The organism is Arthrobacter sp. 05N428_2, from assembly GCF_056397065.1.
The window spans coordinates 20,882-41,949 of the sequence record NZ_JBFTMR010000013.1; the positions used below are offsets into that span (position 1 = coordinate 20,882).

The window sequence follows — 21,068 nt, forward strand, 5'->3', positions numbered from 1 at the left end:
TCTGCTGCGAGGAGAATCACCCCGTGATTGAGCAGCAGCCGCCGGCCGGCAGCGGAACCCCGGCCGGCAGCGGGACCCCGGCGGACCCTGCCGCCCCGGCGAACCCCGTGTATCAGCCGCAACTGCCGGGCGCCTTCGCGGCCCCGCCGGAGCGGACCCTGATCGATATCCTGCAGGAGACCGCCGACCGCTTCCCGGACGCGTCCGCGCTCGACGACGGCCACCGGTCGCTCAGCTATGCCCAGCTGATGGGCGAGGTCCGCGCGGCCGCCAAACAGCTGCACCTGGCCGGACTCGGCGCCGGCGACAAGATCGGCATCCGGATCCCCTCGGGGACCAACGACCTGTACGTGTCGATCCTGGCGGTGCTGCTGGTGGGAGCCGCCTACGTTCCGGTGGACGCCGACGACCCCGATGAGCGCGCCAAACTGGTATTCAGCGAGGCCCGGGTTTCCGGCATCCTGCGCGCCGGCGGCACGATCGTGACGGATGCCGCCCATCCCCGGCCTTTCCCGGCAGCCAGACAGCCGGTCCCGGGCGACGACGCCTGGGTCATCTTCACCTCCGGCTCAACCGGCACGCCGAAGGGCGTTGCGGTGCGGCACAGCTCGGCGGCCGCCTTCGTCGACGCCGAGGCGCGGATTTTCCTCCAGGCCGAGCCGGTCGGGCCCCAGGACCGGGTGCTGGCCGGGCTCTCGGTGGCGTTCGATGCCTCCTGCGAGGAAATGTGGCTCGCCTGGCGGCATGGGGCCTGCCTGGTTCCGGCGCCGCGCGCCCTGGTCCGGACCGGCATGGACCTGGGCCCCTGGCTCATCAACCACGGCATCACGGTGGTGTCCACGGTGCCCACCCTCGCGGCCCTGTGGCCCGTCGAAGCCCTGGAAAGCGTCCGCCTGCTGATCTTCGGCGGCGAGGCCTGTCCGCCGGAACTCGCGGAACGGCTGGCCGTGGACGGACGGGAGGTCTGGAATACTTACGGACCCACCGAAGCCACCGTAGTCGCCTGCGCGGCGCCGCTCGGCGGTCCGGGCCCGGTCCGGATCGGACTGCCGCTGGACGGCTGGGACCTCGCCGTCGTCGGCTCCGACGGGACGCCCGTCGCGGAGGGCGGGATCGGCGAACTGATCATCGGCGGCGTCGGGCTTGCCCGGTACCTCGACCCGGCCAAAGACGCCGAAAAGTACGCTCCGCTGCCGGCCCTGGGCTGGTCCAGGGCCTATCGTTCCGGCGACCTGGTCCGCTACGAGCGGGAGGGGCTGCTCTTTGTCGGCCGCGCGGACGAACAGGTCAAATTGGGCGGCCGCCGGATCGAGCTGGGCGAAGTCGACGCCGCGCTCCAGGCGCTGCCCGGTGTGGCCGGCGCTGCGGCGGCGGTGCGGACGACGGCGGCCGGGAACCAGGTGCTGGTCGGCTACCTCTCGCCGGTCGACGGCCGGGAGCTGGACCTCGCGGCCGCGCGGGCCTTGCTCGGCGCCAGCCTGCCCGCCCCGCTGATTCCGATGCTCACCGTCGTGGACGCCCTGCCGACCAAGACCAGCGGCAAGGTGGACCGGCACTCACTCCCTTGGCCGCTGGCCGGCGCGGGCGCCGCCGACGCGGCCGCGGCGCCGCTGAACCTGCCCGATGACGCCGCCTGGATCGTTGAGCAATGGAGCGCGGTCCTGGGCGGCACCGTGGCGGACCTCGACGCCGACTTCTTCGCCTTCGGCGGCGGTTCACTGGCCGCGGCCCAGCTGGTCTCCGCCCTGCGCGTCCGCTACCCCACCATCACCGTGGCCGATATTTACGCCACCCCCCGGATCGGGGCATTGATCGACACGGCACGCCAGTCCCTGCCGGAAGGCGGCGCCGTCGCGCCCCGCGAACGGTCGGTGCGCCCCACGTCCCGCCGCGCCCAGTGGGCGCAGACGCTGCTGGGCATTCCGTTGCATATCCTCGTGGGGATGCGCTGGCTGACCTACCTGATGGCGGCCAACAACCTGCTGGCGTCCGTCGCCGGCTTCACGGCGGCCCCGACGCTGTCCTGGTGGTGGGTGGCGGCGTCATGGCTGGTGTTCGTCAGCCCGGCCGGGCGGATGGCGATCTCCGTGGCGGCGGCCCGGCTGCTGCTGCGCGGGGTGACCCCGGGCAGCTATCCGCGCTCCGGCCGCGTGCACCTGCGCCTGTGGCTGGCCGAACAAATCCAGGACCTGGCCGGCGCTGTCAGCCTCGCCAGCGCCCCGTGGGTGCCGTACTACGCCCGGGCGCTCGGCGCCAAGATCGGCACGAACGTGCAACTGCACTCGCTGCCGCCCGTTACCGGCCTGCTGTCCCTGGGCACCGGTTGCAACATCGAGCCCGAGGTCGATCTCTCCGGCTGGTGGATCGACGGCGACTCCGTGCATATCGGCGCGATCCACATCGGTGCCGAGGCCGTCGTCGGCGCCCGCAGCACGCTCATGCCGGGGGCGAGCATTGGCGCCGGGGCGCAGGTGGAGCCGGGGTCCGCCGTCCTCGGCCGGGTTAAGGCGGGCCACCTGGTGGCCGGGTCCCCGGCCGAACGCCGCGGCAAGGCCAAACAGGGCTGGCCGGACGCTCCGCCGGAGCACCGGCTGATCGGCCGGCTGTGGTTCGCCGGTTTCGCCTCCGCTTCAGCCGTGCTGGCCCTCATCCCCTACCTGTCCGCCGTGGCAGCCGGGCTGGTGGTCTTCCGCTTCATCCAGGGCCGCGAATCGCTGCTCGTGGCCCTGCCGCAGCTTGCCCTCTCGCTCCCGCTGGCCGCGTTCGTGTGGTTCGGCGCGAACCTGGTCCTGGTCCTCGCCGTCACGCGCCTCCTCGGCGTCGGGCTGCGCGCGGGCTACTACCGGGTGCGGAGCCGGATCGGCTGGCAGGTCTGGGCGACGGAGCGGGTCCTGGATCTGGCCCGCGACCTGCTCTTCCCGGTCTACGCGAGCCTCTTCACCCCCGTCTGGCTGCGCCTGCTCGGCGCCAGGATCGGCCGGAACGTCGAGGCCTCCACCGTGCTGCTGATCCCGAAGATGACGACCGTGGGCGAGGGCGCCTTCCTGGCCGATGACACCCTGATCGCGTCCTACGAGCTCGGCGGCGGTTGGATGAAGATCGCGCCGGCCAAGGTGGGCAAACGCTCCTTCCTGGGCAACTCCGGCATGACCGCCGCGGGCCGCAGCGTGCCCAAGAATTCCCTCGTCGCAGTGCTCTCCGCCACCCCTGCCAAGGCCAAGTCCGGCACCTCCTGGCTGGGCAGCCCGCCGGTCCGGCTGCGGCGGACCGCCGTCGCGTCCGATGACACCCGCACCTTCCAGCCGCCCCTGCGGCTAAGGCTGGCCCGCACCCTGTGGGAGCTCTGCCGCTTCGTCCCGGTGGTGCTCACCGTCGCCGTCGCCGCGGGTGTCCTCGTGGCTCTGGACTGGCTCGCCGGCACCTTCAACTATGCCGTGGCGGCCCTGCTGGGCGGCGTCGTCGTCCTGCTGGCCGGTGCGGTGGCCGCCGGCAGCGCCGTCGTCGCCAAATGGCTCCTGGTGGGACGCATCCGACCCGGCGAACACCCGCTGTGGAGCTCCTTCATCTGGCGCAACGAGGTGGTGGACACCTTCATCGAGATGGTCAGCGCCCCCTGGTTCGCGCGTTCGGCCTCCGGCACCCCGGCGCTCGTCTGGTGGCTGCGCGCCCTCGGCGCCAAAATCGGCGCCGGCACGTGGTGCGAAAGCTACTGGCTGCCGGAGGCGGACCTGGTCACCCTGGGACGCAGCGCGACCGTCAACCGCGGCTGCGTGGTCCAGACCCATCTCTTCCACGACCGGGTCATGAGCATCGACACTGTTACGCTCGAAGACGGGTCCACGATGGGCCCGCACGGGGTCATCCTGCCGCGGGCCCGGATCGGCAACGGCGGGACCGTGGGGCCGGCGTCCCTGGTCATGAGGGGCGAAACGGTACCCGCCGCCACGTACTGGATGGGAAACCCGGTCAGGCCGTGGGGCGGACCCGCTGTCCCGGCGCCCAAGCCAAAGTAAGCCAGCGTCCGCGCACAATCGGGAAGGCACCCCCCCACGCTAACCGCTACCACCGAAGGCCGACCATGAGTCAAACCGCATCAGCCGCCGCCGAGGAGCTGCCCGCAGAAATACCCGCGGCCGCCCCCGATCCGTACATGCCCGGCCACGGCACCGACGTCTACCGCGTCACGCGCTACGAACTGGAGCTCGATTACCGGATCAACAGCAACCACCTCAGCGGCCGGGCGACACTGCACGCGGTCGCCCGGCGCCAGAGCTCGGCCATAGTCCTGGACCTGACCGGGTTGCGGGCCACCAAGGTGCTGATGCCCGGCCGGAAGGTGCGCAAGTTCACCCAGCGGGCCGAGCAGCTGGTCGTGGTCCCGGACACGGCGCTGCTGCCTGGAGACGAATTCACCCTGGACATCCGGTACGACGGCAATCCGGCACCCCGCCGCGGGCTGTGGGGCGAGGTGGGCTGGGAGGAGCTGAGCGACGGTGTCCTGGTCGCGGGCCAGCCCAACGGCGCGGCGTCGTGGTTCCCCTGCAACGACCACCCGCGGGACAAAGCCAGCTACCGCATCTCAGTCACCACCGACGCCAACTACCGGGCCGTCTGCAACGGCGTCCTCGTCTCGCACCAGGCCCGGTCCAGCCGCGAAACCTGGGTCTATGAACAGGCCGAGCCGATGGCCAGCTACCTCGCCACGGTCCAGCTCGGCCGGTACGAACTGCTGCAGCTCAACCCGGGCCGGCCCGCCGGCGACGTCGCCCAGACCGCAGCGGTGCCGGTCGAGCTGGCCGCCGAGGCCCGTGCCGGGCTCGCCCGACAGCCCCAGATGATGCGCACCTTCACCAACTGCTTCGGACCGTACCCGTTTCCGGGGTACACCGTGGTGGTGACCGAGGACGCCCTGGAAATCCCGCTGGAAGCCCAGTCCCTGTCCATTTTCGGCCGCAACCACCTGAGCACCGGCTGGGAATCGCAACGGCTGATCGCCCACGAGCTGTCCCACCAATGGTTCGGGAATTCGCTGACGGCGGCCTCGTGGAGGGACATCTGGCTGCACGAGGGCTTCGCCTGCTACGCGGAGTGGATCTGGTCCGAGGAGGCCGGAGTGATGTCCGTGGCCGACCGGGCCAAGGCGGCCTGGCGGACGCTGAACCGGGAGGACCAGGACCTGCTGATCGGCGACCCGGGGCCGGAACTAATGTTTGATGACCGCGTCTACAAGCGCGGCGCCCTCGCCCTGCACGCGGTACGCCTCCGGTGCGGCGATCTGGCCTTCTTCGCCCTCCTGCACGACTGGACCGGCAGCCACCGGCACGGCTCGGTCAGCACCGAGGATTTCATTCTGGCCGCGGACCGGGCCACCGGGATGGACGCCGAGGCCGTGCTGCACCCTTGGCTGTACGAAGAGGCGTTGCCGCCGCTGCCGGCCGGCTGACCCCCGGGACGCTACGTCTGTCCCGGAAGCCGGGACAGGGCGACTGCGGCGGCAAATCGTGCCGGCAGGCCGGATTCGGCGGACGACAGGTCCCGGATGCCGGGGCGGTCCAGCACTTCCACGGTGTCCGGAGCGACCCTCAGCCCGGTGCCGCGCAGCTTGAGCCAGGCCTCCTTGCGGGCCCAGAGCCGGGCCCGTCCGGTCATCAGCTCCGCCCCGGCGAGGCCTCGAAGGCTCTCACGTTCCGCCGGCCCCAGCGCTACCTCGTTGAAGCCGTCGAAATCCGTGCCCGCCGGATCCTGCACGTCGACGCCGAGGCCTTGTCCGGGAGCCGGGTGCTGCACGGCTGCCAGCAGGACCCAGCCTGCGCTGCGCGAAAGGCTCAGCAGTAACGGCGCCGGCGTACCGCCGAGCGTGTATCCCGGCCGGCCGTGCGCGACGCCGGGGCCGCACTCCGGGCAGTCGTACGCGGCCGTGAGGTCCGACGGCGGTACGTCCAGCAGTTCCGCGGCGAAACGCCGCTGGGCCAGCCGGCCGGCCAGGAACGCCGCCCGCGGAAGAGGTTCCAGTTCCCGGGCACGGCGGAGTTCGACGTCGTCCAGCAGCTCACGGGCCGAGTCCAGCAGCTCACGGGCCGAGTCCGGCAGCTCGCGGGCCGCGGCACCGGGGGTCCCGGATACGCGGAAGGGCGGGACGGCCCGCACGATCAGTTGCGATGCCATGGTCCCGCCCTTCCGGTGTTGCGTACTGCGTACTGCAGGGCGCTAGCGCTGCACGGCGCCAAAGCGCTCGTGGGCGGCGGCGACCGCGCTGTCGCGGGCGGCCGAGGCTTCGTCCGCGGTCAAGGTACGGTCCTCGGCGCGGAAGCGCAGGTTGAACGCGAGCGACTTCTTGCCGTCCTCGATGCCCTTGCCCGCGTAGACATCAAACAGGGACACCTCCTCGAGCAGCTCCCCCGCGCCGTCGCGCAGGGCAGCCAGTACCTCATCCGCGGCGACGTCGGCAGCCACCACGAGGGCGACGTCCTGGGTGGCGACTGGGTAGCTGGAGATGTGCCGGGCGACGATCACATCGGCGGCGGCGTCGAACAGGGCGTCCGCGTTTAGTTCCAGCGCCACCGAGCGGGCCGGCATGTCGTGCGCCGCGAGCAGCTTCGGGTGCAGTTCGCCGGCATGGCCCACCACTTCGCCGCTGCGCAGCGCCAGCTGCGCGGCCCGTCCCGGGTGGAACGCCTGGTGCTGGCCCTGGCTGACCACCAGTTCGACGCCGAGGACGTCACCGGCGAGCCGGGCGATGTCCAGCGCGTCGGCCCAATCCCAGGCACGGGGAGTGTGCGCCGGCGCGGCCGGTGAATCGTGGCCCGTCAGCACCGCGGCGAGGTGAAGCGGCTGCTCCGGGACCCCGTCGTACAGGGCGTCCAGCACGTCCTCGGACGGCTTGGCGCCCAGCGGCGGGATGGAGCCGGTGCCCAGCGTGGCGCCGGGCAGGAAGACCAGCCCGGTTTCGAAGAGCGCGAGATCGCGGAAGCCGCGGGAGTGGTTGCGCTTGGCGACCTCGATCAGGCCCGGCAGGACGGAGGTCCGCAGGTAGCCGTGCTCCTCGCTGATCGGGTTGGCCAGCTTCAGTGCCTTCCGCTCCGAGCCGGCCGCCGCGGCGCCAAAGGTGTCGTTGGCGTCCTTGGAAACGAACGGGTACGCCATCACCTCGGTGAGGCCGGCGTCGGCCAGCGCCTGGATCAGCCGGCGGCGCTGCTGCTGCACGCGGGTCAGGCCCCGGCCCGGGGGTGCTACCGGCAGCGTCGCGGGGATCTGGTCGTAGCCGACCAGCCGGGCGATTTCCTCCGAGAGGTCTTCCTTGGTTTCCAGGTCGTTGCGCCAGCTCGGCGCCGTGACGCTGAATCCGCCGGCGGTCCTTTCCACGACGGCGCCCAGGTCCTGCAGCGAGGTGAGGATCTGTTCCTCGGTGAAGTCGATGCCGATGCGCTCCGCGGCGAAGGCTGCTGGCAGCTCGACGGCGGCCACGTCCGGCGCGGTACCGACGTCGGTTCCCTCGGCCACGGCGGTGCCGCCGGCGAGTTCAACCAGCAGGTCGACGGCGCGTTGGGCGGCCACGTGGGCGACGTGCCAGTCAACCCCGCGTTCGAAGCGCTTGGACGCCTCGGACGGGAGCTTGTGGCGGCGGCGCGAGCGGGCGATCGAGACTTCCTCGAAGTGCGCCGCCTCGATCAGGATGGTCGACGTCGCGTCGCTGACCTCCGTGGCGGCGCCGCCCATCACGCCGGCGACGCCGATCGGGCCGGAGCCGTCCGTGATCAGGAGGTCCTCGACGTCGAGCGTCCGTTCCTTGCCGTCGAGGGTCTTGAGCGTTTCGCCGGCGACGGCGCGGCGGACCACGATCTCGCCGGAGAGCTTGTCCTGGTCGTAGAAGTGCAGCGGCTGGCCCAGTTCCAGCATGACGTAGTTGGAGATATCGACCGGCAGCGAGATGGACCGGATGCCGGCGAGCCGGAGCCGGGAGCTCATCCATGGCGGCGTCGGCCGGGTGGCGTCGATGCCGCGGACGGTGCGGGCCACGAAGCGGTCGCAGCCGGCCTTGCCGTAGATCGGTGCGTCGTCGTTGAGCTTCACGCCGTAGCCGCCCGACAGTTCCGCGGGCGGCTGTACCCGGGACGCCGGATCGGTGAAGGGCGTGCCGGTGGCGTGGGCGTATTCCCGGGCCACGCCGCGGATGGAGAACGCATAGCCGCGGTCCGGCGTGACGTTGATTTCCGCGGCCTGGTCGTAGAGGTCCAGCAGGTTCATGGCGTCGGTGCCGATTTCCGGGTCCAGGCCGATCCGGGACAGGACCAGGATGCCGTCGTGGTCTTCGCCGATGCCGAGCTCACGGACGGAGGCGATCATGCCGGCGGAGAGGTGCCCGTAGGTCTTGCGGGCGGAAATGCGGAAGTCCCCGGGCAGCACGGCCCCGGGCAGGGTGACCACCACCTTGTCGCCTTCCACGAAGTTGTGGGCGCCGCAGATGATGCCCTGGACACCGGAAGGATCAATGCCCTCGCCCGTCTTGGTCTGCTGCTGTCCTTCCGGGACGACCCGGACCTGGCACCAGTTGATGGTCTTGCCGTTTGACTGCGGCTCCTTCACCAGGCTCAGCACCTGGCCCACCACGATCGGGCCCTGGAGGGCGTCCGTGGGACGGTGGACCGCTTCCTCTTCAAAGCCGACCTTGACCAGGTCTTCCATCACGTCTTCGGCCGTCGCTCCGGCCGGTACGGCTGCAAATTCACGCAGCCAGGAAAGTGGGATACGCACGGTTAGATCTCCATCCCGAAGTGCTCGCTGAAACGTACATCGCCTTCGATCATGTCGCGCATGTCGCCGACCTCATTGCGGAACATAAGGGTGCGTTCAATGCCCATGCCGAAGGCAAAACCTGAATAGACGTCCGGATCGATGCCGGCGGCGCGCAGCACGTTGGGGTTGACCATGCCGCAGCCGCCCCATTCGATCCAGCGAGGACCGCCCTTGGCGCCCGGGTGCCAGATGTCCAGCTCCGCGGACGGCTCGGTGAACGGGAAGTAGTTGGGGCGCAGCCGGATTTGGGCCTCGTCACCGAACATCTGCCGGGCGAAGTGTTCCAGGGTGCCGCGCAGGTCCGCCATGCTGAGCTTTTTGTCGATCGCCAGGCCCTCGAACTGGTGGAATACCGGGGTGTGGGTGGCGTCAAGCTCGTCCGTGCGGAAGACCTTGCCCGGGCACAGCACGTAGATCGGGACTTCGCGTTCCAGCATCGAGCGGACCTGCACCGGGGAGGTGTGGGTGCGCATCAGCAGGTGGGCCTCGGGCGGCTCCACAAAGAAGGTGTCCTGCATTTCGCGGGCCGGGTGGTCCGGCTTGAAGTTCAGCGCATCGAAGTTGAACCACTCCGACTCGACCTCGGGACCCTCGGCGATTTCCCAGCCCATCCCGACGAAGATGTCTGCGACGCGGTCCTGCAGCGTGGACAGCGGGTGCCGGGCGCCGGCACGGCGGCGGCGCGGGGCGGCCGTGACGTCGACGGTTTCCTCGACCAGGATGCGGGCGTCGTTCTCCGCTTCGAGCTCGACGGTGCGGTCCGCGAGCGCCTTGTTGACGCGTCCGCGGGAGGCGCCCATCAGCTTGCCGGCGGCGGCCTTCTGGTCCTTGGGCAGGCCGCCGATTTCGCGGTTGGCCAGGCTCAGCGCGGACTTTTCCCCGGCGTGGGCGAGCCGCACGGCCTTGAGTTCATCGAGCGTCGAGGCCGCGGCAATGGCGGCGACGGCTTGGTCTACGGCGGCGGTGATGGCGGCTTCATCCAGAGGGTTCGGGACGGCTGCGCCCGGCAAAGTTTCAGTCATCTACTGTTCTTAGCTACGAGTCGGTTCATGCCAACGGCACAGGACCTTCAACAGGGGCAGGGACCAGTGCGTTGACAAAGGGCAGGGCTCGCCAAAATCGTTCCGGCGGGCGCTCCCCTTCAGTCTAGTTGAAGCCGTCCGGCAGCCCGAACGGGCTCAGGGCAGGGTGATGAGGCAAAGATTAGGCTGAACGAAAGGGAGCAGACGCACGTCCGGCGGCGCGTGGCCGTCGCCGTCGCCGTCTCCGTCGAGTAACTGTTGCACGAGTCCGAGGTGGACCGAACAGACAACGTGCGGGTGCCGCCTCGCGGCGTCGCGGAACGGGCACCCCCGCAGCTGGATGACGTCACCGTCTGCCGCCGGGTCGAAACCGAGCCTGCCAAGAACCTCAATGAGCCCGCTACGTGGATTGTCGGAATCGGAGCGTTCGGGCACGAGTCCGCGTGCCCAGGTACGGCCGGCGCTAATGGCGCGGCCCCGTCCCTGGTCCACGTCGCTGTGTGCGAGGGCTCCGGCAAGCACCTCGATCAACTGCTCCCGCGAATCCCCGTCGCTTTCGGCCTCGAGGACGGCCGTATACAGCACACGCGGGCGGCCGCGGCGCCGGTCGCCGCCGGATTCGCGCCGGACAAGGCGCACCTCCTCGAGGTGGTCCAGGTGGAACCGGACCGTGGAAACGTGCAGTTCCAGTACGCCGGCGATGGCTTGCGCGTCCACTGGCCCGGGCGAACCGGCCAAGGCATCGAGGACACGCCGCCGCGTGTGCGACGCCAACGCGGCGTGGTAGGTCTCATTCCTCCGGTTGCTGCCCGGCGCTGAACGCCCGGGCTGTTCCTCCGCTTCAGTTCCCGCGGGCATGCGCCGATTCCTCCTCGTGGGCCCAGCGCGGCTTCAGGGTCTCGAAATCGCTGCCGGGACGGCCCTGAACCCGCCGGTGGATGGACCCGGCAATGCGCCTGGCCTGGACCTTAGCGAGGTCAGCCTTCGCACCGGCGAAGTGCTCGTCGACGTTCGCAACCCACAGAACGAGCCACCGTTCGAAGTGTTCCTGCTGCAACGGAAAACGGGCGTTAAGCACCAGATGCACCTGAAGGGCGTTGCGGCGGTAGAGGCCCGCGCGGAACAGCACGGTCTCCCAGAAGTCGCACATGAGCGGCAGGTGATGATCGAGATCCATCCTGGCGATATCCGTGAAGATAGGCCCGATCAGCGGGTCGGCAAAGGCGCGTCGGTAGAACTCCTCGACCAGCCGGGCGACATCGGACCGATCCTTCAGGTCTCCGTTCATGGGACCAGTGTAGCGAATAGAAATGATGATGTTACTTTTAAAGCACATTCAAGACCACGGAGGATGAACAATGACTGCGAGGGACCCCGGCACGCCTTATGGTCAGCTGCCTCGACCGTCGTCCGGAAACCTTGCGGCTCCAAATCTCGGCCGCGTCCCTGGCATGAACGGGGTCCCCGAGCGAGTCGGCCATGCAGCCGGCGTTGGCTTCATCGTGCTCGGCGGTCTGGTCGCCGCAATCGCGGGCCCCTTGCACTTCGACCGCGGCAGCTGGCTTGCCGCCTACCTCGTGCTCGTCTGCGGCGTGGCCCAATGCGCCATCAGCAACCAACGCCGGTTCCTCGGTGCGGAACCGGTTCGACCGGCACAGGGGTGGGCGCTGTTCGGCTGCTGGAACACCGGCAACGCCCTGGTCATCGTCGGAGCGCTCCTTTCCATCCCGCTCATCACAGATGCCGGCGGCCTCCTGCTTGTCGCAGGGCTGGTCCTCGCCGGGGCCCGAACACGCCACGCCCAACGGCCAATGAGGGCCGCACTCCTTCGGGCTTTCTACGTTGTATTGGTCGTAAGTGTCCCCGTCGGACTGGTTCTGAGCCATCTGCGCGCCGCACACCCCTGAGAATTCCTCCAAGCAGTCCCGGACGGTCCTGGGTCGTGCATGGCAGCGCAATTTTCGTGCCTGCGCCGTCGGACAGGAACGACGTGCCTGCCGGACCGGCCCGCGTCGTATCCCGCGGGCAGGTGCCCCGCTAGCATGGCCTCATGACTCCCGGACAGCGGCTGCGGCAGCTTGCCAACCTGCTGAACGCATCGACGCCGCTGGGGCTGCTGCTGGCCGCCTGCGCCCGGACCGGGCTCCGCCCCGGTCCGCGCGGCCTGCTCCTGGCCGCCGGCTACCGCTGGCGCCTGCCGTTCGCGGCGGCGTTCACCGTGGGCAATGTGGTGATCTTCCGCGCCGGGGCGGCGGAGGCCATGGGCAACCCGGAACTGCTGGGACACGAAGATCGGCACGCCACCCAGTACGCCTGGTGCCTCGGGGTGCCGTTTCTTCCGTTGTACTTCCTGGCGGCGGCCTGGTCCCTGGTGCGGACAGGCAACCCCGGATCGGCCAATTTCTTTGAGCGGCACGCCGGGCTCCAGGCCGGCGGCTACCCGCCAGCCCACCCAGGAAGTCATCCGGACACTCGCCCACGCCCACTGCAGGCACGGCCAGGCACGGCCGCCGAACGGAACGAGGCATAACATGACGGAAAATCCCAGGTCCATCTCGGTTACCGGCTCCGGCACTGCGGAGGCCGCGCCGGATCTGCTGACGCTTTCCCTCGGCGTCGAATGCCGGCGCCCGGGCGTGGACGCGGCGTACCGGGATGCCGCCCGCGCCTCGTCCGCGATCACGGCCGTCCTCCGGGATCACGGCGTCGGAAATCCAGACATCACCACCTCCGGGCTGAACGTCCGGGCCGAGGTCAGCTGGCAGGAAGGCCGCGGCCAGCTGATCTCCGGATATGTAGCCTCCAGCACGCTCRCCGTCCGGCTTCGCGACCTGCCTGCAGCCTCCGGGCTCATTGCCGCCGCGGTGGCCGCCGGCGGGGACGACGTACGCCTCAACGGACTGGAGTTCGGCTTTGCGGATCCCACTGCGGTCCAAGCCCAGGCCCGGGAGGCGGCATGGCACGACGCCCGCACGGCCGCCGAACACTTCGCCTCGCTGGCCGGTGCCCGGCTGGGCAGCGCCCTCTCGGTAACCCAGCAGTCCTGCATGGGGCCGCCGGTTCCGCTCGCCGCGATGCAGCGCGCCGTGGCATCGGAGCCGCTGACCGTCGAAGCGGGCGGCTCCAGCGTCACCGCTGCCGTCGCCGTCGTCTGGGAGCTGTTCGACTGAGCTGCAGCCCCGCGGATCGCCCTAGTGTGTCGCGCCGGCGGCGAGCTTGAGGTCCGCCGTCGTCGCCAGCGCGGCCCGGACGACGACGGCGAGCGCCTGCGTCATTTGCTCCAGCGGCAGCGAGGCCAGGCCGCTATCCGGCGGGATCTGGTCCGGCGCGTACGGGACATGGACAAAGCCGCCGCGGGTGGCGGGAGCGAGCCGGAGGGCGTGCATCAGGCCGTAGAAGACATGATTGCAGACGTAGGTCCCGGCTGTCTGCGAGACCTCGGCGGGAATGCCGGCCGAGCCCAGCGCCGCCAGGACCGCCTTCACCGGCAGAGTACTGAAGTAGGCCGCGGGTCCGCCTGGGACCACCGGCTCGTCGACTGGGGCGTTGCCCGCGTTGTCCGGGATCCGTGCGTCATCGCAGTTGATCGCGATCCGTTCCAGCGAGATGCGGGCCCTGCCCCCGGCCTGGCCCGCGCAGACGACGAGCTCCGGGTGGTGCTCCGACAAGGCCGTTTGCAGGACGGCGATGGCGTCCCCGAAGACGCAGGGCAGCTCCACCGCCGCGACCTCGTGCCCCTCGGCTTGAAGCAAGGCCGCGGCTCCGCGCGCCGCCGTCCAGGAGGGATTGGTGGTTTCGCCGCCAAACGGTTCGAACCCGGTCAGGAGAATCATGGGCCCAGCCTAGCAACGCCACGTTCTGCGCCGGCACCGCCACTTCGACCTGAGGTCCTTGACTTATGATCGAACATATATTCGAATATAGTCATGAGATGGGACGCGCAGGCACTCAAACCAGCCGATGCCGTGGCTGGCGAGCCCCCCGCAGGCGGCTCGCCCTCCGGAGCGGGCCCGGCCGCTCCCGCGTTGCTGCCACTGGCCGGACTGGTGCGCTCCGTCTCCACCCCCGAGTTCACCGGGGTCACTTTCCATGAGGTCACCGCCAAATCGGTGCTCAACAAGGTGGCCGCCGGTTCCCGGATGCCGTTCGAGTGGACGGTGAACCCGTACCGCGGCTGCAGCCACGCCTGCGTCTACTGCTTCGCCCGCAAAACCCACACCTACCTGGACTTCGACGCCGGCCTGGACTTCGACAGCCAGGTGGTGGTCAAGATCAACGCCCCCGAGGTCCTGCGCAAGGAGCTCGCCAAACCCTCCTGGCAGCGCCGGCATGTCGCCCTCGGCACCAACACGGACCCGTACCAACGCGCCGAAGGCCGGTACCAACTGATGCCCGGCATCATCGGCGCCCTGGCGGATTCCGGCACTCCCCTGTCCATCCTCACCAAGGGCACGCTGCTGGCCCGTGACATCCCGCTGCTCAAGCACGCGGCAGCCCAGGTCCCGGTGGGTGTGGGGATCTCGCTGGCGATGACCGATGAAGGGCTGTCCGAGGCGGTGGAGCCCGGAACTCCGGGGCCTCGAGCCCGGCTGAAGCTGGTGTCCCGGCTGCGTGAAGCAGGGCTTCCCTGCGGGGTGATGGCAATGCCCATCCTGCCCTGGCTCTCCGACTCCGACGAGGCGCTGGATTCGCTCTTCGGCGCGCTCGCGGCGGCCGGTGCCACCGGCGTCACGGCCGGAGCGCTCTATCTCAAGCCTGGCACCCGGGAGTGGTTCATGCAGTGGATCGCAAAGGAGCACCCGCAGCTCGAAGGCAAGTACCGGCGGCTGTACGGCAGCGGTTCCTACGCCTCCAAGGAATACCGGGCCTGGCTCGCCGGCCGGATCCGGTTCTTCAAGTCCCGGGACGGCTTCCTCGGCTCCGCCGGTTTCAGCCACCGGGACCTGAACGATGATCCCCGCGACGAGGAAGCCCAGTACCCTGCGGGCAGCATCCCCGACCCGGCCGCGCAGCGAGAGTTCGCAGGCAAGGTGCCTGCGGCCCATGCCGCCCCCGGCACGGGGGCCGCTCAGCCCACCCTGTTCTGAGCACCGCGGCTTCGTGCCCTAGAGGATCTTGACGGCGCCGAGTACCTTAGAGAGCGAATCTTTGGCGTCTCCGAACAAAAGGGTGGTCCGCGCGTCGTGCAGGAGTTCGTTTTCGATGCCGGCAAATCCGGGGCGCATCGAGCGCTTCAGGAAGACCACCTGCCGGGCCTGGACTACTTCCAGGATCGGCATCCCGTAGATCGGTGACCCCGGTGACGTTTTCGCGGCCGGATTGACGACGTCGTTCGCCCCCACCACGAGGGCAACGTCCGTGTTGGCGAACTCCGGGTTGACCTCGTCGAGTTCCCGCAGCGTTTCGTAGGGCACGTTCGCTTCCGCCAGCAGCACATTCATGTGCCCCGGCATCCGGCCGGCGACCGGGTGGATGGCGAACACGACGTCGACTCCCCTGGCGGTGAGGGCGGCGGCGAGCTCGGCCACGGTGTGCTGGCCCTGCGCAACGGCGAGGCCGTAGCCCGGCACGATCACCACACGCTGGGCGTAGCCGAGCTGGACGGCCACATCCTCCGCCGAGGCGGAGCGCACGGGCCGGTCGCTGAGCGTGGTGGAGCCTGCTGTGGACCCGCCCCGGAAGGCGCCGAACATGATGCCGGCCACGCCCCGCCCCATGGCGGAGGCCATCACCTTGGTCAGGATGGTGCCGCTTGCGCCGACCAGCGTACCGGCCACCAGCAGCAGCACGTTGCCCAGCACGATGCCGGACGACGCGACTGCGAGGCCGGTGAAGGCGTTCAGCAGCGAGATCACAATCGGCACGTCCGCGCCGCCGACCGGGAGTACGAGCAGCAGCCCGGCGGCCAGGCCAAGAACCAGCAGTCCGACGGCCCAGCCGGACGAACCGGTCAGCACGACGACGCCGCCCGTGGCCAGCGCGCCCGCCAGGACCAGCAGCATCACCGCGGGCATGCCTGGAAACAACAGCGGGCGGCTGCTGATCAGCTCCTGCAGCTTCCCTACCGTGACGGCCGAGCCGGCGAAGGAGACGGCACCGACCAGCATCGTAAACGCAATCGCCAGCCGCACCCAGGAATCCCCGCTATGCCCGAGCTCCAGGACCGCGACCAGCGCGGCGGCGCCGCCGCCGACCCCGTTGAACAAGGCGACCAGCTGGGGCATCTGGGTCATCTGCACGCGCCGGGCCACCGGAACGGCCAGGGCGGTGCCGACGGCGATGGCTGCAAGGATCAGCGGAACGTTCTCCAACCGGGCGGACAGGAACACCGTCAGCACGGCCACCACCGCGCCGGCAGCGCCGATCGCGTTGCCGCGCCGCGCGGTCCGCGGCGAACTGAGACCCTTCAACGCGAGAATAAAACAGACCGCGGCCAGCAAGTAGAGCAGCGCCGTCCAGCCCGGCTCGAGGATGCTCATGGATGCCGCTCCCCTTCCCGGCCGGTCCCGGCAGGGGCCCCCGGAGGGGCCGCTCTTCGCGGGCCGAACATTTCCAGCATCCGGTCGGTGACCACGAAGCCGCCGACCAGGTTGACGGTAGCGAGGACTACCGCGAGCAGTGCAACGGCAAGCAGCCACGGATCGGCGGCCTGGCCCGCCACGATGATCGCGCCGACGAGGATGATGCCATGGATCGCGTTGGCGCCCGACATCAACGGGGTGTGCAGTTTGCTGGTCACCTTGGAGACGACTTCGAAGCCGACGAAGACGGCGAGCACCACCACCGTGAGGAGCGTGACCGTATCCATTACTTGTGGGCCTCCATAGCTGCCGCCGTGCCGGCGTGCCGGACGGCGCCGTCGTGGGTCAGGCAGGCACCGGCGACGACGTCGTCGTCGAAATCCGGCGTCACCGTGCCGTCGGCCGTCATCAGGGCGAGCAGGTTCGCGACGTTCTTGGCGTACAAACGGGAGGCGTCCGAGGCCACCGACGACGCCGCGTCCTGCAACCCCACGAGCGTCACGGCGCCGCCCGGCACCGGGACCAGGACGTCCCGGCCGGCGACGACGCCCTCGACGTTGCCGCCGGACTCAGCGGCGAGATCCACCACGACGGAGCCTGGCCGCATGCCGGCCACCATCGCCGTGGTGACGAGCAGCGGGGCCGCCCGGCCTGGAATCGCCGCCGTCGTGATGAGCACGTCCGCGGCGGCAACGTGCGGGGCCAGCAGGGCGCGCTGCCGGACCGCGCGGTCCTCGCCGAGCTCACGGGCATAGCCGCCGGCGCCCTCAGCGGAGGCGTCCGCGGCGTGACTGTCCAGCTCCAGATTGATGAAGGTCCCGCCCATCGAGGCAACCTCGTCGGCCGAGGCCGCACGGATGTCGTTGGCCGACACCCGCGCGCCGAGCCGCTTGGCGGTGCCGATCGCCTGCAGCCCCGCGACGCCGGCGCCCAGGACCAGCACCCGGGCCGGCGGGATGGTCCCGGCGGCGGTCATGTAGAGCGGAAAGAACCGCGGGTAGCGCATGGCCGCCTCCAGCACGGCCCGGTAGCCGGCCACAAGGGACTGCGAGCTGAGCGCGTCCATTGACTGGGCGCGGGAGATCCGCGGAACCAGCTCGAGGGCAAAAGAGGTCACGCCGGCGGCGGCGAGGGAGCCCACTGTCTGCAGTTCCGACGCCGGGGAGGCAAAACCGATGGTGATTGTCCGGGGTCTCAGCGCGTCGGCGGTTTCCGGCGCGAGCGGGCGCACGTGCAGCAGGACATCGAGGGCCCCCAGCGGAAGCTCCGGGACGAGGCTGGCACCGGCGGCTTCGTAGTGCGCGTCGGCGTATCCGGATTCGACGCCGGCACCGCATTCCACGATTAACGCCAGCCCAAGGCCGGTCAGCTGCCGCACCGTTTCCGGTGTCGCCGCAACCCGGCGTTCCCCCGCACGCTGTTCCCGTCTGACACCGACCCGCACGCCCAGCTCCTCCCGATTGGCCCCAGCGTAGCCACAGACCGCTTAGTTTGGCGAGGATTGCGCCGAGACGGCCGCCAACAGTGCCTCCACGATCGGCAGGTCGGCAGGGATCCAAGGCAGGCCGAGGACCTCCGCCGGATCCGTGAGCGCCACCCAACGCAGCTCGTCGTGGTCCTCCAGCGGCCTCGGGGTGCCGGCCGTCAGCTCGGCGAACCACACCCGCATCACAGCCCGCCCGTTCAGCGGCCATCCCGCCGGGTCGGTGGCCGTCAGCTCGTACCCCAGTACGACCTCGACGCCGAGTTCTTCCCGCAACTCACGGTGCAGGGCCTGTTCCGGGGTTTCGCCGGGATCCACTTTGCCGCCGGGAAACTCCCACATGCCCGCAAACTGGGGCGGCGCCGTCCTCCTCGCCGCGAGGAGCGCCCGGGGGGCGGCCAGCGAATCCACGACGGCGCCGCCAACAACGTTGATAAGTTCAGTCACGTCCACCAGTCTAGGGGCGCTCCGGCCGGTACCGGAGGGGGACCTTGGGGGACAATGGAAGCGACCTTCTCCTGGCTCCAGCCGGGATCCTTCCGAAAAGCAGACGGATGACCACCACCAAAGACGCCCCCGCGACGCCCCAGACCGGCACCCGCCACCTCGCCCTCGCCATCATCTCGCTCGCCATGGGCGGATTCGGCATCGGCACCACGGAATTCACCATGATGGGGTTGCTCCCGGAGGTGGAGCACGGCCTCGRCATCGGCACGCCGGAGGCCGGGCACCTGATTTCCGCGTACGCCCTGGGCGTCGTGGTCGGCGCCCCGGTGCTGGCCGCCGTCGGCGCCAAGCTGCCGCGCAAGTACCTCGCACTGGGCCTCATGCTGTTCTTCAGCCTCGCCAACTTCAGCTCCTTCCTCGCCCCGGACTACGGCACCATGCTGGTGTCCCGCTTCGCCGCCGGCCTGCCCCACGGCGCTTTCTTCGGTGTCGCCGCGGTCATTGCTTCCTCCCTGGTGGCCCCCACCAAGCGCGGCTGGGCCATCTCGATGGTGATGGCTGGCCTGACCGTCGCCAACGTCGTCGGCGTGCCGTTCGGGACCTGGCTGGGCCAGAGCTTCGGCTGGCGGCTGCTGTTCCTGCTGGTTGCCCTGATCGGCATCGCGACCATGGCCATGCTCTGGAAGTTCGTGCCGTTCCAGAAGCCGCACGCAGACGCCAGCATCCGCCGAGAACTCGCGGCGCTCAAGCGGCTGCAGGTCTGGCTCGCCGTCCTGATCGGCGTGGTCGGCTTCGGCGGATTCTTCGCCACCTACACCTACATCGCCCACACCATGACCTCGGTGGCCGGCATTCCCGCCGAATGGCTGCCGCTTGTCGTCGCGCTTTACGGCGTCGGCATGGTGGTAGGCAACATCGTCGGCGGCCGGATCGCGGACAAGTCCGTCATGGGCACCATTTACTGGGTCCTGCCCGGGGTAGCCGTGGCGCTGGTGGTCTACGCGGTGGCCGTGCACTGGCCCTGGTCCGCCTACGTGATGGTCTTCGTCGTGGGCGCCGCCGGCTCCATGCTGGTTCCGGCGCTGCAGACCCGGCTCCTGGATGCCTCCCCCGGTGCGCCGTCGCTGGCCTCGTCGCTGAACCATGCGGCCCTCAACGTCGCAAACGCCCTGGGCGCATTCCTCGGCGGCCTTGTCATCGCCTGGGGCTGGGGCTACGTGGCCCCGGCCCTGGTGGGGGCGGTGCTCGCCATCCTGGGCCTCGGCGTCGCGTTCCTCAGCGGTGCGGTGGAACGCCGGAGGCCGCTGGTCGGGTAGCCCGCACGGCGCGCCCCCGGCCCGGCGGCCCCTGTAGGTCCTGGTTTCTTAGCCTGCGCTGACGCGTTCCAGGTCGGGTTCCAGGTAGATCACTCGTGCCGTCGGCACGGCCTCGCGGATGCGGACCTCGGCGGCGTCGATGGCTGCCGCGATCTGCCGGCCCGAGTCGGCGGCGCCGATGCTGATCTTGGCCGCCACCAGTAGTTCCTCCGGGCCCAGGTGCATGGTCTTGAGGTGGATGATGCGGGTGCCGTCGGATTCGATGGCACCGCGGATCCGGGCGACGTCCGCCTTGGTGGCGGACTCCCCGAGGAGTAAGGACTTGGTTTCCACTGCCAGCACCGCGGCGATCGCCACGAGCAGCAGGCCGATCATGCCGGTGCCCAGGGCATCCCAGATGCCGTTGCCGGTGACCAGTGTCAGGCTCACCCCGAAGAGCGCGAAGACCAGGCCCAGGAGGGCGCCGAAGTCCTCCAGCAGGATGACGGGCAGTTCGGGCTGCTTGGCGTTGCGGATGAACTGGATCCAGCTTTGCTTGCCGCGCAGCGGGTTGGACTCCTTGATGGCGGTCCGGAACGAGAAGGATTCGGCGACGATCGCGCCAAGGAGCACCGCCAGCGGAACCCACCAGAAGGCCCCTTCGATGCCGTGCGGGTCCTGGAGCTTGCCCCAAGCCTCGTACAGCGCGAACAGGCCGCCGACGCTGAAGAGCACGATCGAGACGATGAATGCGTAAATGTACCGCTCCCGGCCGTAGCCGAAGGGGTGCTCCGCGCTCGCTTCCTTTGTGGCGCGCTTGCCGCCGACCAGCAGCAGCAGCTGGTTCCCCGAGTCGGCGACCGAGTGGATGGCCTCGGCGAGCATGGACGAGGACAGCGTCAGGACGAACGCGACGAACTTCAGGACGGCGATTGTCAGGTTGGCGGTTAGCGCCGCGACAATCGCCTTGGTACCGCCGTTTGCAGACAAGAGAGCTTCTCCTCTGGAGATTTTTCGGGATGGCCGCGGTCACCGTGGGATGCCCGGGACCGCAAGGAATACCGTACCCTTTCGCGGCCCGGCACCGCACCGCGGCGGGGCCCCCGCGGCAGGTAACGATTGAGTGTGATGTTGCTGACATGGGCCAACGCCGTGTGTTAGCTTGAAGCCATACTCGGGATTCCTAAGGTGAATGCCGAAGAATATGTAGGAGGAGACATGGGCTTTCTAGGCTGGATCATTCTCGGACTCATAGTAGGTGCAATTGTTAAGGCAGTCATGCCCGGCAGGGTCGGCGGCGGCTGGGTCACCAGCCTCATCCTCGGCGTCGTCGGAGCCATTGTCGGCGGCTGGATCGGCGACCTGCTCTTCGGCGGCGGCAAGATGGAATTCTGGAATCTCGGTTCCTGGATCCTGGCCATTGTTGGCGGCTTGGTAGTCGCCGGCATCTACGGCGCCGTGACCGGACGTAACAAGACCACATAATCTCCCAAGTCACCGCCCCGGC

General features: G+C 69.6%; 19 protein-coding genes. 8 read left to right on the forward strand and 11 right to left on the reverse strand.

The annotated features are described in order from the left end of the window. Positions 1 to 107: 107 nt before the first annotated feature. Together AC1DGI_RS14215 and AC1DGI_RS14220 are read left to right on the forward strand one after the other, a co-directional pair. Complete coding sequence (locus tag AC1DGI_RS14215; protein ID WP_476899347.1) at positions 108 to 4,013, forward strand: Pls/PosA family non-ribosomal peptide synthetase; 3,906 nt, start codon at positions 108 to 110, stop codon at positions 4,011 to 4,013. A gap of 65 nt (positions 4,014 to 4,078) precedes the next feature. After that, a complete protein-coding gene (locus tag AC1DGI_RS14220) occupies positions 4,079 to 5,443 on the forward strand; it encodes a M1 family metallopeptidase (protein ID WP_476899305.1) in 1,365 nt (454 codons plus the stop codon). An 11-nt stretch (positions 5,444 to 5,454) separates the two neighbouring features. On the opposite strand, the gene AC1DGI_RS14225 is transcribed toward AC1DGI_RS14220, so the two are convergent. From AC1DGI_RS14225 to AC1DGI_RS14245, 5 genes are all read right to left on the reverse strand, one after another. Beyond that, positions 5,455 to 6,165, reverse strand: a complete 711-nt coding sequence (locus AC1DGI_RS14225; protein ID WP_476899306.1) for a 4'-phosphopantetheinyl transferase family protein — start codon at positions 6,163 to 6,165, stop codon at positions 5,455 to 5,457. A 42-nt stretch (positions 6,166 to 6,207) separates the two neighbouring features. Continuing rightward, complete coding sequence (gene pheT, locus AC1DGI_RS14230; RefSeq protein WP_476899307.1) at positions 6,208 to 8,751, reverse strand: phenylalanine--tRNA ligase subunit beta; 2,544 nt, start codon at positions 8,749 to 8,751, stop codon at positions 6,208 to 6,210. Between the two features lie 2 nt (positions 8,752 to 8,753). Continuing rightward, the gene (gene pheS / locus AC1DGI_RS14235) at positions 8,754 to 9,815 is read right to left on the reverse strand and encodes a phenylalanine--tRNA ligase subunit alpha (RefSeq protein WP_441399944.1); all 1,062 of its coding nucleotides are present in this window, start codon (positions 9,813 to 9,815) and stop codon (positions 8,754 to 8,756) included. A 156-nt stretch (positions 9,816 to 9,971) separates the two neighbouring features. Beyond that, entirely contained in the window at positions 9,972 to 10,673 is a 702-nt protein-coding gene (locus AC1DGI_RS14240; protein ID WP_476899308.1) for a helix-turn-helix transcriptional regulator, read from the reverse strand. Further along, complete coding sequence (locus AC1DGI_RS14245) at positions 10,657 to 11,103, reverse strand: group III truncated hemoglobin (RefSeq protein ID WP_476899309.1); 447 nt, start codon at positions 11,101 to 11,103, stop codon at positions 10,657 to 10,659. Before AC1DGI_RS14245 ends, AC1DGI_RS14240 begins: the two co-directional genes overlap by 17 nt. Before the next feature lie 163 nt (positions 11,104 to 11,266). Here AC1DGI_RS14245 and AC1DGI_RS14250 point away from each other — a divergent pair, with 163 nt between their 5' ends. The 3 genes from AC1DGI_RS14250 to AC1DGI_RS14260 all read left to right on the forward strand — a co-directional run bounded on the left by AC1DGI_RS14250 (position 11,267) and on the right by AC1DGI_RS14260 (position 12,985). Further along, positions 11,267 to 11,722, forward strand: coding sequence for a hypothetical protein (locus tag AC1DGI_RS14250; protein WP_476899310.1), 456 nt, complete (start codon positions 11,267 to 11,269; stop codon positions 11,720 to 11,722). A 143-nt stretch (positions 11,723 to 11,865) separates the two neighbouring features. Continuing rightward, positions 11,866 to 12,345, forward strand: a complete 480-nt coding sequence (locus AC1DGI_RS14255; protein WP_476899311.1) for an eCIS core domain-containing protein — start codon at positions 11,866 to 11,868, stop codon at positions 12,343 to 12,345. 1 nt (position 12,346) lies between these two features. After that, on the forward strand, positions 12,347 to 12,985 hold the full coding sequence (locus AC1DGI_RS14260; RefSeq protein WP_476899312.1) for an SIMPL domain-containing protein: 639 nt from the start codon (positions 12,347 to 12,349) through the stop codon (positions 12,983 to 12,985). Between the two features lie 21 nt (positions 12,986 to 13,006). Here AC1DGI_RS14260 and pcp read toward each other — a convergent pair whose 3' ends face one another. Then, positions 13,007 to 13,648, reverse strand: coding sequence for a pyroglutamyl-peptidase I (pcp, locus tag AC1DGI_RS14265; protein WP_441399950.1), 642 nt, complete (start codon positions 13,646 to 13,648; stop codon positions 13,007 to 13,009). Between the two features lie 93 nt (positions 13,649 to 13,741). On the opposite strand from pcp, the gene AC1DGI_RS14270 reads away from it, so the two are divergent. Further along, positions 13,742 to 14,902, forward strand: coding sequence for an Rv2578c family radical SAM protein (locus tag AC1DGI_RS14270; RefSeq protein WP_476899313.1), 1,161 nt, complete (start codon positions 13,742 to 13,744; stop codon positions 14,900 to 14,902). A gap of 18 nt (positions 14,903 to 14,920) precedes the next feature. Here the strand turns inward: AC1DGI_RS14270 and AC1DGI_RS14275 are convergent, their stop codons facing one another. The 4 genes from AC1DGI_RS14275 to AC1DGI_RS14290 are packed head-to-tail and all read right to left on the reverse strand — an operon-like array spanning position 14,921 to position 18,266. Continuing rightward, a complete protein-coding gene (locus AC1DGI_RS14275; protein WP_476899314.1) occupies positions 14,921 to 16,294 on the reverse strand; it encodes an NAD(P)(+) transhydrogenase (Re/Si-specific) subunit beta in 1,374 nt (457 codons plus the stop codon). Next, positions 16,291 to 16,623 (reverse strand): NAD(P) transhydrogenase subunit alpha part 2, encoded by a 333-nt coding sequence (locus tag AC1DGI_RS14280; protein WP_441399953.1) that lies wholly within the window; start codon positions 16,621 to 16,623, stop codon positions 16,291 to 16,293. The genes AC1DGI_RS14275 and AC1DGI_RS14280 overlap by 4 nt, the downstream gene beginning before the upstream one ends. Continuing rightward, on the reverse strand, positions 16,623 to 17,780 hold the full coding sequence (locus AC1DGI_RS14285; protein WP_476899315.1) for an NAD(P) transhydrogenase subunit alpha: 1,158 nt from the start codon (positions 17,778 to 17,780) through the stop codon (positions 16,623 to 16,625). Before AC1DGI_RS14285 ends, AC1DGI_RS14280 begins: the two co-directional genes overlap by 1 nt. A gap of 42 nt (positions 17,781 to 17,822) precedes the next feature. Then, positions 17,823 to 18,266, reverse strand: a complete 444-nt coding sequence (locus AC1DGI_RS14290; RefSeq protein WP_441399955.1) for a (deoxy)nucleoside triphosphate pyrophosphohydrolase — start codon at positions 18,264 to 18,266, stop codon at positions 17,823 to 17,825. Positions 18,267 to 18,373: 107 nt separating this feature from the next. Here AC1DGI_RS14290 and AC1DGI_RS14295 point away from each other — a divergent pair, with 107 nt between their 5' ends. Continuing rightward, positions 18,374 to 19,582: an MFS transporter gene (locus AC1DGI_RS14295; protein WP_476899316.1), complete on the forward strand. Its 1,209-nt coding sequence runs from the start codon at positions 18,374 to 18,376 to the stop codon at positions 19,580 to 19,582. Between the two features lie 48 nt (positions 19,583 to 19,630). Here AC1DGI_RS14295 and AC1DGI_RS14300 read toward each other — a convergent pair whose 3' ends face one another. Beyond that, the gene (locus AC1DGI_RS14300) at positions 19,631 to 20,551 is read right to left on the reverse strand and encodes a cation diffusion facilitator family transporter (protein ID WP_476899317.1); all 921 of its coding nucleotides are present in this window, start codon (positions 20,549 to 20,551) and stop codon (positions 19,631 to 19,633) included. 228 nt (positions 20,552 to 20,779) lie between these two features. Here AC1DGI_RS14300 and AC1DGI_RS14305 point away from each other — a divergent pair, with 228 nt between their 5' ends. Beyond that, positions 20,780 to 21,046 (forward strand): GlsB/YeaQ/YmgE family stress response membrane protein, encoded by a 267-nt coding sequence (locus AC1DGI_RS14305; protein WP_441403473.1) that lies wholly within the window; start codon positions 20,780 to 20,782, stop codon positions 21,044 to 21,046. The last annotated feature ends 22 nt before the right edge of the window (positions 21,047 to 21,068 follow it).